At 42.1% G+C, this 13,793-nt stretch carries 12 protein-coding genes; 6 read left to right on the top strand and 6 right to left on the bottom strand.

What is annotated here, in order from left to right; translation table 11 throughout:
- The first annotated feature begins 16 nt into the window (after positions 1–16).
- Together HOP38_RS19390 and HOP38_RS19385 are read left to right on the top strand one after the other, a co-directional pair.
- Complete coding sequence (locus HOP38_RS19390) at positions 17–913, top strand: DMT family transporter (RefSeq protein ID WP_006069061.1); 897 nt, start codon at positions 17–19, stop codon at positions 911–913.
- Positions 914–967: 54 nt separating this feature from the next.
- Positions 968–1,585 (top strand): glutaredoxin domain-containing protein, encoded by a 618-nt coding sequence (locus HOP38_RS19385; protein WP_006069062.1) that lies wholly within the window; start codon positions 968–970, stop codon positions 1,583–1,585.
- A gap of 68 nt (positions 1,586–1,653) precedes the next feature.
- Here HOP38_RS19385 and HOP38_RS26165 read toward each other — a convergent pair whose 3' ends face one another.
- Positions 1,654–1,788: a hypothetical protein gene (locus tag HOP38_RS26165; protein ID WP_006069063.1), complete on the bottom strand. Its 135-nt coding sequence runs from the start codon at positions 1,786–1,788 to the stop codon at positions 1,654–1,656.
- A 496-nt stretch (positions 1,789–2,284) separates the two neighbouring features.
- On the opposite strand from HOP38_RS26165, the gene HOP38_RS19380 reads away from it, so the two are divergent.
- On the top strand, positions 2,285–2,914 hold the full coding sequence (locus HOP38_RS19380) for a response regulator transcription factor (RefSeq protein WP_006069064.1): 630 nt from the start codon (positions 2,285–2,287) through the stop codon (positions 2,912–2,914).
- A gap of 21 nt (positions 2,915–2,935) precedes the next feature.
- On the opposite strand, the gene HOP38_RS19375 is transcribed toward HOP38_RS19380, so the two are convergent.
- Both HOP38_RS19375 and HOP38_RS19370 read right to left on the bottom strand, forming a co-directional pair.
- Positions 2,936–3,832 (bottom strand): LysR family transcriptional regulator, encoded by an 897-nt coding sequence (locus tag HOP38_RS19375; protein WP_006069065.1) that lies wholly within the window; start codon positions 3,830–3,832, stop codon positions 2,936–2,938.
- Positions 3,833–3,862: 30 nt separating this feature from the next.
- Positions 3,863–5,233 carry a sensor domain-containing diguanylate cyclase gene (locus tag HOP38_RS19370; protein ID WP_198558738.1) on the bottom strand — a complete coding sequence of 457 codons (1,371 nt, stop codon included), beginning with the start codon at positions 5,231–5,233 and terminating at the stop codon, positions 3,863–3,865.
- Between the two features lie 397 nt (positions 5,234–5,630).
- On the opposite strand from HOP38_RS19370, the gene HOP38_RS19365 reads away from it, so the two are divergent.
- Positions 5,631–6,239, top strand: a complete 609-nt coding sequence (locus HOP38_RS19365; RefSeq protein WP_062455600.1) for an acyl-homoserine-lactone synthase — start codon at positions 5,631–5,633, stop codon at positions 6,237–6,239.
- Here the strand turns inward: HOP38_RS19365 and HOP38_RS19360 are convergent.
- The gene (locus tag HOP38_RS19360) at positions 6,180–6,959 is read right to left on the bottom strand and encodes a helix-turn-helix transcriptional regulator (RefSeq protein WP_006069068.1); all 780 of its coding nucleotides are present in this window, start codon (positions 6,957–6,959) and stop codon (positions 6,180–6,182) included. The genes HOP38_RS19365 and HOP38_RS19360 overlap by 60 nt on opposite strands.
- 83 nt (positions 6,960–7,042) lie before the next feature.
- Complete coding sequence (locus HOP38_RS19355) at positions 7,043–7,936, bottom strand: LysR family transcriptional regulator (RefSeq protein WP_198558737.1); 894 nt, start codon at positions 7,934–7,936, stop codon at positions 7,043–7,045.
- 443 nt (positions 7,937–8,379) lie between these two features.
- Between HOP38_RS19355 and dcuC the strand changes: the two genes are divergently transcribed.
- The gene (gene dcuC / locus HOP38_RS19350; protein WP_006069070.1) at positions 8,380–9,747 is read left to right on the top strand and encodes an anaerobic C4-dicarboxylate transporter DcuC; all 1,368 of its coding nucleotides are present in this window, start codon (positions 8,380–8,382) and stop codon (positions 9,745–9,747) included.
- Positions 9,748–9,914: 167 nt separating this feature from the next.
- Entirely contained in the window at positions 9,915–10,658 is a 744-nt protein-coding gene (locus HOP38_RS19345) for a dienelactone hydrolase family protein (protein WP_088878172.1), read from the top strand.
- Between the two features lie 84 nt (positions 10,659–10,742).
- On the opposite strand, the gene HOP38_RS19340 is transcribed toward HOP38_RS19345, so the two are convergent.
- Complete coding sequence (locus tag HOP38_RS19340) at positions 10,743–13,787, bottom strand: efflux RND transporter permease subunit (RefSeq protein ID WP_198558736.1); 3,045 nt, start codon at positions 13,785–13,787, stop codon at positions 10,743–10,745.
- Positions 13,788–13,793: the final 6 nt, after the last annotated feature.

Raw genomic sequence — 13,793 nt, 5'->3', positions numbered from 1 at the left:
AATAAAGAAGTCAATTATGAGCTTACAACACCACCCTATTCAGGGCGCAGCATGGATGCTAGCAGCTGGCGCTTCCTTTGCTCTCGTCAACAACATTGCCCAAATCGTCAGTATTAACCACGGTATGTCCTCTACTATGGTGGCTTTGATTCAATATGCCATCGCTTTTGTAGTTATCATCCCTTATCTGCGAACACTGGGTTTTCGACAGTCGCTGCAAACCTCACACTTTCCAGCACACCTATTTCGTGTCTTTCTCTCTGTTATAGGTATACAACTATGGATGTGGGCACTGGCTTATCCTGTCCCAATATGGCAAGGCATTGCACTGTTGATGACGTCGCCTCTTTTTGCAACTTTAGGTTCAGGTTTAATATTAAAGGAAAATGTCGGTCCTGCGCGTTGGTTTGCGACGTTGTGTGGTTTTGTTGGTGCCATGATAATCCTAGAACCCTGGTCCGATAACTTCAGTTGGGCATCCTTACTTCCTGTTGGCGCAGCGTTTTTTTGGGCATGTTATTCACTTATGGTGAAAAAGCTCTCTTCCGATGACTCGCCATCAACTATGGTCGTATACCTGCTGCTACTGATAACGCCATTTAACCTTTTCCTCGCTTTACCAGATTGGTCATTCCCTTCTTCCGGTGTCGTATGGGGCTTCCTTATCGTAGCAGGATCGCTAACCGCGCTTGCACAGTGGGCTATTGTGAAAGCGTATTCGGTGGCAGATGCGTCATTTGTCCAACCTTTTGACCACGCTAAGCTACCGATGAATGTGCTTGCAGGTTGGATTGTTTTTGGTTGGGCTCCCCCAGGCCGGCTATGGTTAGGAGCGGCTATAATTATAGCGTCGGTGGCATTTATTACTCAGTGGGAAACTAGAAAGCGAAAAAGTGCAGCGACTGTGAAATAAAACCCTGAGTTAGCAGTTCTAATTATTAAACGGATTATTCAAGAGGCTAACACTATGGCGGAACCAATCAAAATCACTCTTTATCGTTGGGCAGGTAGTTGGGGACCATTTAAAGTCAACATTCCATGCGGTGAATGCACATTGACTAAAGATATTCTCAATGACACTTTCAATAACGAATTGGACGGTATCCCTATTGAGTTAGAAGTGAAAGATTGGTTGTCTCACTGGTGGGAGCCTTTAAAATCTGGAGCTTGGCACGCCCCTATTTTAATGGTTGAGGGTAAGGTCATCAGTCAAGGTGAAGCCCTAAACAGAGGTGTATTGGTTCAATCTGTTATTCAAGAGTGGACAAAGCGCGATACGCTTTCTGGTAATATTGTCTATGGTAAAGCAACCTGCCCTTATTGCGTCAAAGCTAAGCAAATGCTTGATGATGCTGGCATTCCTTACACATATTCTGATGTCGTTAAAGATAGTGCCGCCCTTTATAGAATGATCCCCGAAGTAAAGGCACACATAGGATTAAAAACACCAGTTACTGTGCCACAAATCTGGCTAGAAGATGAATATATTGGCGGCGCAGACAATCTGGAAAGTTGGCTTAGCAAGCGGAATCTCGATAGCAAACCTGATAACGTTCTAGAGTTTGGTGAGAAAAACGTATCTTGACCAAAAATTAGAACTGTGAAATAACAAAAAGCCCGCGATTAAATCGCGGGCTTTTTGCAAGAATTCCGTTACTTAGCTAGCTTTTTCATCATTCGCTTGATGAAAGATACTTTTTTAGGTTGTGGCTTGCCATATAGCATCTCGTCAATCATTTTTTTTGCAGCGATTTGACCAATGTAGGCAGCACCTAGTTCATAACCCATGTTCGTTCTCCAATAGGCATTTTGTAATTTAATTACTTTTCTCCGTAATTATATACCTATAAAAAGCAAAAACAAGATGCGAATCACACTTTTGCGTAATTAACTTACCAACAGTCGTGTCACATAATGATAGATAGCTAACATCATGATAAATCGACATAAAACATAGCATTCTTCGTAATCACTATACTTCTCTCATCATTTATCTCTTCGATATAAACAGTCAAGGTCAACTCAAATTATACGACTTAACGATAAATACAATTTATCTACCTTTCGTAACCTACTGTTTTAAATGAACAACTCCAACATTCTGACATTATTCCTATTTGGAATTTCCATCATTCCACACTTTCAGTGCATTGTTTCCTATACTTCCGAGCATCGTTAATTCGACACTAAAAATAATTCTTAAGATTTTAGACGTAACCGACAAATGATCGCGCTCTTTTCCCAATCCTGTTTCGCCAATCATTTGTATAGCAAGGTAAAGTGAATGCTCTATCCAAACACGAAAGACTGCCTCATCATTGATAACTACCCGCTAGTTAGGGAAGCACTAGCTCAGATCGTGTCTAGCATCGATGATTTAGATCTAGTCCACCAAACCGGTAATATTCAGACGGCTTTAAACCTAGTAAAAAACAGTAATATCGAACTTATCATCCTAGATGTAAATCTCGCAGAAGCTGACGGTTTTGAGTTCATGCGCAGAGCCTACGCTTGTGGCTACAATGGTAAAGCAATCTTCGTATCCAGTTACGGTTACCCAGTATACTCAGAAACTGCTTATAAACTGGGCGTCAACGGTTACATTAGTAAATCAGAAGACAGTCCGCTTATCCGTGATGCGATTAGTGGTGTGATGCGTGGTTACAACCTATTTAAGACTGACTATAAAGAGCGAAGCCGTAATATTGTGCTCTCTCAAAGAGAAACTGTAGTATTTAACTACCTTAAGAAAGGCTATACCAACAAACAAATCTCAGAATTTTTGTCATTAAGTGCGAAAACAATCAGCACGTACAAGTCTCGTATTCTAGATAAGTATGAAGCGAACTCAATCGTGGAATTGATCAACTCACACGATGTTCTTGAGAGTAAGAAACCCGCCCTAGCAAGTTAGCCAACCTTGAGCAGGAGAGGTCTACTCCTCTCCTTTCTTATTTACGATACTTTTAATAATGTCATGCAGTTTTCGGTGCAATGGATTTTGTCGATTACTTTGCTTCATACACGTCACAACTGGCGTAAATGTCTGCATGTAATCCGGAAATGGCACAAATCTAAAACCGTTACTCGGCATCAAATGCTTGGATAACACCACCGAATAATTGTCTCTCTGAATCATGGCTAGGGCGACACTCAGATTATCCAATTTAACCTGATAATCAAACGATAAGTCGTATTTTGCCATCTGTTTGATCAACCTGTGGTTGGTTTCGTTCCATCCGCGAATTTCAAAGAAAACACACGGATTTTCGAATACTTGCTCCCAACTATCTATATGACTATTACTCGCGACAACCGCCCCTATTTCGACATTAATTAGACTGGCTTGATAGACCGCTTTGGAGCAATCTTCATTAAAGAACTGAATACCTATGTCTGTTTTCCCATCGACAATAGATTGGTAAGTATCTGAACGCCAAGTTCTAAGTTCGACCCTCGAACGACAAAATACAGACTTAAGCGCGACCAACAGCTCTGTACCAAAGCATTCGATCGATAAATTGTCTAACGCAACAACTATTGGTTTTTCATAGTTTTTCTCGTCAAACGCTTCCCCTCGCTTCAAAGCCTGTTCGACCGAACGTAAACCTGTTTCGATACCAGGGATTATTCTTTCTAAATAATGTGTAGGTTCTAGCCCATTAGACGACCTTACAAACAGCGGGTCACCCAATTGTTCTCTTAATTTAGACAGATGCTTACTGATCGCACTTTCCGTTTTACCTAACACAGCAGCAACAGTGGTCAAACTGCGATATTGATATATTAAAACTAATACTTTCAATAAGTTATAGTCATGCTCTTTATGCATTATTCTGCCTAATTCATTTGTAAGGTAGGGTTAAGCTTTGTTTCGCTTGACCTGATACAGTAAAGCATCTGCTCGCTTAATGGCTGACGAGAGAGACTCTTTTTCTTGCAACACCGTGACACCCAAGCTGATATCAAGCGTCAACTTATTTGCACCAAACGTTTTCGAGCGTATAGTTCGACTCAATGTATTGGCCAAACGCTCTGCAGTTTGCAGTCCACACCCCGGTAATAAGACTAGAAACTCATCACCGCCACTACGTATAAGATAGTCACTCTCACGAAAACACTGACGCATGCATTGTGCAATATACACAATAGCCTCATCCCCAACATGGTGCCCGTAGTTATCGTTAATTAGCTTTAACTTATCGCCATCAATGACAATGACAGCCAAACCCTTCTTTTCAATAGCATACTTAATGCCACTGTCTCTAAGAATTGCACGGTTATAAAGCCCTGTCAGTTCATCTAACTTTATTGCCAGTTCTGCCAGTTTTAACTTTTCTCTTTTGACCTTGAGCTCATCTAGCCGAATGACGACATAGAAAAACAGTGCCACCATAGAAAAGTAGATCCAAAGAGAGTCTACGACAATTTTGCTGTAGGGTATTTTATAGACAATGCTAAGCCTATCGTCGACTTGAGTTCGTTCCGCGTGCGCTGATTGATGAAAAGGGTAACGAGTGTCTTCAATAATGATTTCCCGACCTATTTCACTTCTCGTACTAAAATACTGTTTGTTATAGAGAAATGGAAACTTATCGAGATAAACATCAGCGTTAACATCTCCAACCATTCCAAATTCGTCATAAACAGGGCTTGAGATGGTGATAACGGTTTTGTTTGTTACGTTATCTCTATAGATATCGGAAACTACAATTCGGTTATCCAAATCTTCTTGAGACGCATACTTTGAACACTTAAACGACTCCAAACATATTTTTTTAGAAAAGACTTCGTTCACATTCGTGTTGGTAAGACCAAAAGCATGACTAGATAGTATTTTCATTCCTTCATAGGAGCGATAATACAAAAGGTATTCTTGCCCTAATGCTAATTCGGGCATGCTATTAAACATACGTTGTGCCGTCATACTAACAACCCGTTCATTATGAGTTAGTGGCTCACCTGGATTGAGCAAGTAGACTCGCCCTTTGTCGAAAAGTGGGTAGCCAACTTCTTCATCTTTATTGGCCGCAATTTGTGCCTCAAAAAGAACACCCAGTATATACAAGGTGGATTTGTAATCTTGTATGGATTTAGTGACTAGATGAAACTGCGCTACTTCGTTTTTTACCAACTTATCAAGGGATTGGAACACAGCGAAGCCGTAAATCAAAGAAGATACAAGCGCTGATTTAAACAAGAGTAGAGTGTATTTCTTCGTCAGCTTTTGCATCTAGGTTTCGCAACACATCGTTAGAATATGAATGGCATGCAATTATCAGTGATGCAGTAAGTATTATCAATACAAATAGATCAAGTCGTGGAAAGCAAAGACAAATTGAGAGATGGACGTGGGGAAATACTGACGAAAAAAGAAAGACCCTGTAAACCCAAAAGTCACCTAGCCATGGTGTAATTCTATATTCTGTTCTGAATCTATCGTTCGGACGTTGTTAGTCAGGTTCACAGGGTCTTAAGACTGTTATACGCTTGTATCGAAAATAAGATACTGCAGAAACTGACAGGTTGACTTTTCCGTAATTGCAATAATTCAAGCTGACTAAACTGTCAGTTATCCTCTCCAAAGCGTGGCGCTAACCTATGCATGAAACTGTATAGGAGGAAACCCCATGGAACCTATTGTCTATATCCGAAAATATGATGAATTGACCGAGAAGCAGAAATACGAAATGCACACGCTAAGATATGATGTTTTTGTGCGTAGACTTCGTTGGTCTTTGAATACTGAAAATCAACTAGACATTGATGAATATGATCGACCGGATGCCAAATTCATTGTTATTGAATACCAGGACAAGGTCGTCGCGTGTTGGAGGCTTATACATGCCGATACACCTTACATGTTGAAGCACACTTTTCCAGAATTACTTCAGGGAGAATCATTTGACGACCATAATGTTATCGAGCTTTCAAGGTTTGCAGTCGATCGCGAGGTATCCAAACAAGCATCTCACATTAACTTTACTGAACTACTTTTCTATTTGGTTGTGCAATATGGTTTTGAGCAGGGCTTCACTACATTTATTACGCCAACAACCACAGGAATAGAAAGGATAATGCGCCACGTCGGTATCCCGAATCAACGCATAGGTGATGGAAAGATTAGAATGTTAGAGCATACGAAAAGTGTCGCTTTACGTGTCCCCATTAATGAAGCGTTACGAAATTGGTTTACCAACGCTTCCATAAACCAACATAGGCTCGATAGAGCCGGTTAGCAAGGCCTTAGAGACCGCTTGAGTGCGAGAGAATGCATTGAGCTTTTCACTCGCATTCTGAATATGAAAATTTACAGTGCGCTCAGAGCAACCAATAATCTGGGCCACTTCCCACGAACTTTTTCCTTCCGCTACCCAAGCTAAACATATTTGCTCTCTAAGTGTGAGGCTCGATTTAACTTGTCCGAACTGCTTTTCACATACATGGTTTCTGATATCGTTAATGTAATCAGCAACCAGACTCCCCACGTAAGTTGATAGGATCGTTGATTCGTGGTCTATCTTCCGAGTTCCTTTCCTATTAGAAAAACTGATAAGCCCCAAGCACCCATGGTTGGCGCGAAGCGGGATCGTAATCCCATCTCCCAAACCAAAGTCAGACGCCAATTTGATCACATTTTTATCATCTGGAATATCATTGGCGAGAAGAGATCGCCATTGGAGAGGAAGCATGCTATTCCGACAATGAAGTACAACTTGATCGAAGTACATGACTTCATTATCTTCATAGAATTGCCGCCAAGCTAAAGGTTGGTTAGTCAACACGACATTTTCAGCTCTCATTACTGTCACCGGCACCGAAACAGCAAAGAGATAATGTTCAAAGCCAATAACTTCAGTTACCTCAGCAAGTTTGCCACTGAGGTCTTCAAAGTCAAACTCATCGTTTGATCCTATATCTCTGATCAAAGTTGCGTTTATTTTATCAACTAACTGCACAATTAGCCCTTCTCTTCAACTACGCCTATGAGACTATGCACTCTATTGAACAAGATAACGAGACTAAAACCAGATTACAAACATTAAGAACTGAAGCACGCCATTAAATGACGTACACACTCCTTAATCTTACGAGGTTGATATCTATCCCTATGATAAATTAGCGAAAGTGGTACCAACTCAATACCCCAATCATCAAATACAGGTTTTAGAACCCCTGCCGCCAATTCGTCCTCGCAATAAAGGATCGGGACTCGAATTAGCCCTAACCCAGACTTTGCCGCATTAATTAGCACACGCCCGTTCTTGCATTTAAGGTCGCCGTTAATGGAAGTTTCGAAGACTTCTTGATTGATGTTATTTACAAAGCGCCACTTGGTTACTGAGCCTGTAATGCATTTATGCTGCTTTAGCTCTTTGGGGTGAGTTAGTTTAGGGTATTTAGCAAGGTAGTCAGGGCTGGCTAGCGTTTGCATTTCAATGTTTGTGAGATGTCTAGCGATATAATTAGAATCGGGTAATACCCCCATACGTATGGCTAAATCAAACTCTTCTTCGAGTAAGTCAACTCGATGGCTCGAGAAATCAAGCTCTATATTAACCTCTGGATAGTTCAATAAAAACTGAGATAAGTAGTTTGCAACAAGCTCCTCACCTATATAACCACCTACACAATTGATCTTAATACTTCCACGGACTTCTTCCACATCGTCAATTGCAGCATGTACCGCTTGATCAATCGACTGCAATGCACCATCACAAGAGCTTAAAAATGCTTTTCCTGCTTCCGTTAACTTCATTGTTCGAGTGGTTCGAATAAGTAGACTCACTCCCATTTGCTTTTCTAGCGATTGAATCTGCCTCGAAACATGGGACCTCGACACGTTGAGTGCTTCAGCCGCCTTTGTAAAGTTACCTAAGTTAGCGACCAGCACAAAAGCGCGAACATCAAGAAGATTAATAGATGAATGATACATGATGAAGTTCTCAAGCAGGTGATAACATTATTCTGTCGTGCATGGCTAGAATTGCAATAGAAACCAAGAATTAATCTCTCATTGTTAGTTAGTGGCAATAGCAAAACTTAGTCACATCAATTTGGCTATAAACTATGAGAAACACCAGTAACACCTAATGTATTTAGCAAAATCATTCACACAGCAAATTTCTTTCCCGATTGGATAACTATTCTTCACTGTGAGCCAAGTAATACTTTTGTGGTAGTGATTTAATCTGAAATTAACAGCTAGTGAACAAATAAAAAACAGATAAATTACCCACTATTTTCAATTGAATTAATTGTTTGTCTTAGATCATTACATCGGCATGTAGTTGTCGTGCCACAGTGTAATATTTTGTACAGTTTCTGACATATTTTGAAATAGATACTTTAGATATTTAACAGTTTCAAGGGAGAATTATGTTAGAACTATTAATTGGTCTAGTCGTGACGATCGCCGTCGGCTACTTCATTGTAAAAGGCTACCGACCGGCTGGCGTACTACTAACTGCAGGTATTGCACTACTGCTATTAACAGGGATTTTGGGCCATACCGTACTACCGGCAAAAATCACCTCTACGGGTAACATCGTTACTGATTCACTCGAATACGTGAAGTACATGCTGCAATATCGAGGCGGCGGTCTGGGTATGCAAATCATGCTACTTTGTGGTTTTGCCTCTTACATGACTCACATTGGCGCAAACAACGTAGTAGTAAAACAGTTTTCAAAACCCCTCTCTTTCATTAAATCTCCTTACATTCTACTTGTTGCCGCTTATATTGTGGCTTGTTTGATGTCTCTCGCGGTAAGTTCAGCAACGGGCCTAGGTGTCCTACTAATGGCAACCTTGTTCCCTATGATGACCGCTATGGGTATCTCTCGACCAGCAGCGGTAGCTGTATGTGCTTCACCGGCTGCCATCATTCTATCTCCAACTTCCGGTGACGTCGTGATTGCCGCTGAAAAGTCTGGACTTGCGCTTGACGTATTCGCGGTACAAACCGTCTTACCTGTTTCAATCTGTGCCATTATTGTTATGGCTGCTGCCGCATTTTTTTGGAACAAATATCTAGATAAAAAAGAAAATACGCCAATGGAGCGCGTTGATGTGTCAGAAATGAAGGTAGACGCTCCGGCATTCTATTGCATTCTGCCTTTCTTACCGATCATCGGTGTTTTCCTTTTCAATGGCCGTACGATTCCAGGTCTTACACTTGATATCTACACTATCGTTGTAGGCTCTATCTTCCTAGGTGCCCTCATCGACTTTATTACTAAGCGCTTCAACGGCCAAAAAACATTAGAAGACTTAGAATCTTGTTATCAAGGTATGGCCGATGCCTTTAAAGGCGTTGTTATGCTCTTAGTTGCAGCTGGTGTATTCGCACAAGGCTTAATGTCGATTGGCGCTATCGACAATCTTCTTCACCTTGCAGATAAGGCGGGTGCTGGCGGTGTCGCACTAATGTTAATTCTCACCGGTCTGACTGTAGCCGCGGCGATTGCGACAGGTTCAGGTAATGCGCCATTCTATGCATTCGTTGAGCTTGCGCCTTCCCTAGCAGCAAAAATGGGATTAAATCCAGCATTCCTAATCATCCCAATGCTACAAGCCTCAAACCTAGGTCGTACAATTTCGCCAGTTTCTGGTGTTATCGTCGCCACATCGGGTATGGGTAATATTTCTCCATTTGAGGTTGTAAAGCGTACCTCGGTTCCTGTACTTGCTGGCCTGATTACCGTAATCATAGGCACCATGGTATTAGTACCGATGAGTGTATAGTCCAATAATCGAATATCCAAGGGAAGCGACTGCTTCCCTTTTTTACGTTCAAATCAAAACCTCGCCTTTCACGCAATAAAAAATTCAATTGGTTACACCTCAATCTGGATTGTACGTACTAAGCTTTGTAGTGCGAGGACAATAAAGCCAGTAAAGAGGAAACAATAATGAATAAGAGACTCATTGGAATGCTTCTTGGTACAGCGTTAGTCAGTAGTTACTCTGTAGCGGGTGAACATGTTATCTATGAGGTAGATGGGCAGCCTTATGAAGGCTACTGGGCCAAAGTGAATAATACCGCGCCACTAGTGTTGTTAGTTCATGACTGGGACGGTCTCACAGAATACGAAGAAGACCGAGCAGAAATGCTCAATGAAATGGGCTATAACGTATTCGCAGTGGATTTATTCGGGCAAGACGTTCGTCCTACAAAAGTTGAAGACAAGAAGCAGCACACAGGTGAGCTCTATAAAGACAGAGCCAAGCTTCAAGCTCTTATGAATGCTGGATTACAAGAAGCTGGCAAGCTTGGTGGAAACTTAGATGATACAGTGGTCATGGGTTACTGCTTCGGTGGTGCTGCTGTATTAGAATCCGCGCGAGCAGGTATGAATGCGCGAGGTTTTGTAAGCTTTCATGGTGGCCTAACAACGCCCGATGGACAAAGCTACGCACAAACTAACGCGCCGATCCTAGTGCTTCACGGCACTGCTGATACTGCGATACCCATGTCTCAATTTGCACAACTTGCGGTGGAATTAGAAAAGAACGGTGTAGAGCACGAGATGATCACCTACAGTGGTGCACCACATGCATTTACTGTGTTTGGTTCCAAAAACTACCGTGAAGACGCCGACAAAAAGTCTTGGAAAGCCTTCTCTGAGTTTTTAGTCGCTAAGACAGGTAAGTAATCCATCTGTTTGCTTAGATTAGATAAACGGAAAACAAAAAAGGTCAGACGATGAGTCTGACCTTTTTGATCATTTCAATGTAATTTAAGCTGGATTCTTAGCTTTGAACAAAATCGCGTACATTACTGGGATGAAGACCAAGGTTAAAATGGTCGCAAATCCTAATCCGAACATGACCGTAATAGACATGTTAACGAAGAATACGTCTCCCAGTAGTGGGATCATACCTAATATCGTTGTACATGCCGCAAGCATTACTGGTCGCATACGAGAGATCGAAGAATCAATAATCGCATCATAAAGCGGTTTTTCTTCCGCTTGCATATCGATTTCTTCCAATAACACTATCGCATTCTTAATCAATAGGCCGATTAAACTCAATGCACCCAGCAACGCCATAAAGTCAAAGGCACCATCAAGCAGCAGAAGACCAGCTGTAATACCAATGATTGCCAGTGGTACAGTAATCCAGATAATCAGTGGCTGACGTACTTTACCAAACAGCAACACAACCACAATAATCATCATGATGAATGAAACTGGAATAGCACTGAACAAGGCTCCTTGCGCTTCTGCTGAATCTTCGTACTCACCACCCCAGTCCATCGAATAACCTGGCGGTAGTTCGATAGCTTCTATTTGTGGTTTAAGGCGTTCAAACAATGGTGCTGCTAGTTCACCCGTAGGGTTCGCAGAAGCAATTATGGTCGTCAAACGATCGCGTCCACGAATCATTGCATCTTCCCATACTGTTTCAAAGCCAACGACAACTTGTGCAATTGGAACCGTTCTTTGCAGAACAGGGCTGTATACTTGCGCATCCATCAATTGAGCAACATTTTGTCGCTCGCTCGCATCGGAACGGAAGTAAATCGGTAATAGCCTCACACCATCTCGATAAATACCGACTTGAGAACCTTCACTCGCTGCTTTTAACGAAGCAGTAAGCTCAGTACGAGTGATCCCGAGTTGTCGAGCCACCTGTTCATTAAAGATTGGTTTAATCAACTTAACCGGTTGACGCCAGTCGTTACGAACTTCCTTAGTCTCTGGGTCAGCGTGCATGATCGCTTCAGCTTGAGAAGCTAAATCACGCAAAACTTCTGGATCCGGACCAGCAAATCGAGCCTCAATTTTCGAGTCACGTCCAGGACCGATACGTAGCCCTTTGATTTTAGGCTCAATATTGTCGATATTTTCTGTCATGAAAGTATCGATTTTCTTTTGTAACGGTGCGATCTGTTCACGTGTTTCAGTACGAACAATGATCTGACCGTAAGCTTTGGTTGAGTCTTGTGGTGTATATACCAGCGAGAAACGTGATGCACCGCCTCCAATGAAACTCGCGGTCCATTCAACACCTTCTTGTTCACGAATAAAATCGGCAATTTTTAGCGTATCATCACGAGTTTGACGGATATCCGTGCCTTCAACTTCCCAAACATCCACGAAGAACATTGGCGTGTTTGCATTTGGGAAGAACGCGTTCTTAACGAATCCAAATCCCCAAACCGATGCAACAAACATCGCCAAAATCACACTAATGGTCAATGCTCGTTGTTTAAGTGCAAACTGAAGAACGCTCTTATAAATTACAAAGCCAGCACCTGCGTATGGGTCTTTCTCTTCTTCCCCTTCTTTCTTGTCATCTTTTTTGAGCAATAATGCACAAAGCAGCGGTGTCGTCGATACTGCCGTAACCCAGCTTAAAGACAGAGAAATTAGGATTACGTAGAACAGAGAACGGGTAAATTCACCAGTGTTACTCTGAGACATACCAATTGCTGCAAACGCTAGAATACCTACAGCGGTACCACCGAGTAGCGCCCAACCATTCGCACCTACGACTTCTCCGGCTGCCTTCATCGCTGGAACACCGCGCTTGATACGTATCATCATTCCTTCGGCGACAACGATGGCATTATCTACCAACATCCCGAGTGCAATGATCAACGCACCTAGAGAGATACGTTGTAGCTCGATACCATACATGTGCATTAGTGCCAAGGTACCTGCCACTGTAATCATCAATACAGCGCCGATAATAAGTCCGACACGTAAACCCATAAAGGCAAGCAGAACAACAACTACGATAATCAACGCTTCGACAGTGTTGGTCACAAACCCAGCTACTGATTGATCAACCTCGGATGGCTGATCGTAGATGATATCTAGGTTCATACCAAGAGGGATTTGGTTCTCTAGACTTGCGATCTTATCTGCGATTAATCCGCCTACTTCCACAACGTTTTTACCAGGAAGCATTGAAATACCAACCGTTAACGAAGGTTTTCCATTGAAGTAGATGAGCTTCGACGGCTCTTCGACATATTCACGCGTTACTTCGGCAATATCGCCTAAACGAATTAGCTTCTTGCTGTCACTTGAGATAAGTAGATCTTCAATTTCACTTACATGTTTAAAGCTACCTGTAGGCTCAATTCGAATAAACTCAGGTCCGACACGGAAACGACCAGAATCGGAAACCAAGTTTTGAGAACTTAACAGGTTCTCTATCGTAGCCATATCAATGCCAAGCTCCGCCATTTTGGCTCTAGACATCTGAACATAAACGACTTCTTTTTGGTCACCATCAATTGCAACTTTACGTACGCCAGGGACAAGTACTAGTTGCTTCTTAAGGTTGTCAGCAACATCTTTTAACTCACGATAGGTATAACCTTCGCCATTAAGCGCTAGGAACCCACCATAAACATCGGCAAAATCGTCGATAATTTGTGGTTCGCCTGCGCCCGGAGGCAATTTATGCTTATTGTCAGCAATTTTACGGCGAAGTTCATCGTATATGCCTGGCATTTCAGCCGAGGTATATTCGTCTTTAAACTCAATCGTAATATCCGACAAACCTTCACGAGTTACTGAGCGCTTGATCCGTTTAACTTGCCCAAGAAGACGCACCGCATCTTCGATGTGATACGTAACCTCGTCGTAGACTTCCTGAGGAGAAGCTCCTGGATAAGCAGTAATAATTTTTGCTTCTTTGATTGTGAATGCTGGGTCCTCAAGTTTCCCCATTTCAAAGTAAGCCAAAACACCGCCAATGGTCATTAGCAGGACTAAAAGCCAGCTATTCACCTTATTCTTTACTGAATACTCACCTAAATTCATAAAACA

Source organism: Vibrio mediterranei, from assembly GCF_013364395.1.
Lineage (GTDB): Bacteria > Pseudomonadota > Gammaproteobacteria > Enterobacterales > Vibrionaceae > Vibrio > Vibrio mediterranei.
The sequence above is the reverse complement of the archived record's forward strand: the minus strand, read 5'-3'. Positions and strand labels throughout refer to the sequence as shown.

Coding starts and splice junctions, on each gene's coding strand:
- HOP38_RS19390 (WP_006069061.1), top strand. CDS start 17: ATGAGCTTACAACACCACCCTATTCAGGGCGCAGCATGGATGCTAGCA.
- HOP38_RS19385 (WP_006069062.1), top strand. CDS start 968: ATGGCGGAACCAATCAAAATCACTCTTTATCGTTGGGCAGGTAGTTGG.
- HOP38_RS26165 (WP_006069063.1), bottom strand. CDS start 1,788: ATGGGTTATGAACTAGGTGCTGCCTACATTGGTCAAATCGCTGCAAAA.
- HOP38_RS19380 (WP_006069064.1), top strand. CDS start 2,285: ATGCTCTATCCAAACACGAAAGACTGCCTCATCATTGATAACTACCCG.
- HOP38_RS19375 (WP_006069065.1), bottom strand. CDS start 3,832: ATGCATAAAGAGCATGACTATAACTTATTGAAAGTATTAGTTTTAATA.
- HOP38_RS19370 (WP_198558738.1), bottom strand. CDS start 5,233: ATGCAAAAGCTGACGAAGAAATACACTCTACTCTTGTTTAAATCAGCG.
- HOP38_RS19365 (WP_062455600.1), top strand. CDS start 5,631: ATGGAACCTATTGTCTATATCCGAAAATATGATGAATTGACCGAGAAG.
- HOP38_RS19355 (WP_198558737.1), bottom strand. CDS start 7,936: ATGTATCATTCATCTATTAATCTTCTTGATGTTCGCGCTTTTGTGCTG.
- dcuC (WP_006069070.1), top strand. CDS start 8,380: ATGTTAGAACTATTAATTGGTCTAGTCGTGACGATCGCCGTCGGCTAC.
- HOP38_RS19345 (WP_088878172.1), top strand. CDS start 9,915: ATGAATAAGAGACTCATTGGAATGCTTCTTGGTACAGCGTTAGTCAGT.
- HOP38_RS19340 (WP_198558736.1), bottom strand. CDS start 13,787: ATGAATTTAGGTGAGTATTCAGTAAAGAATAAGGTGAATAGCTGGCTT.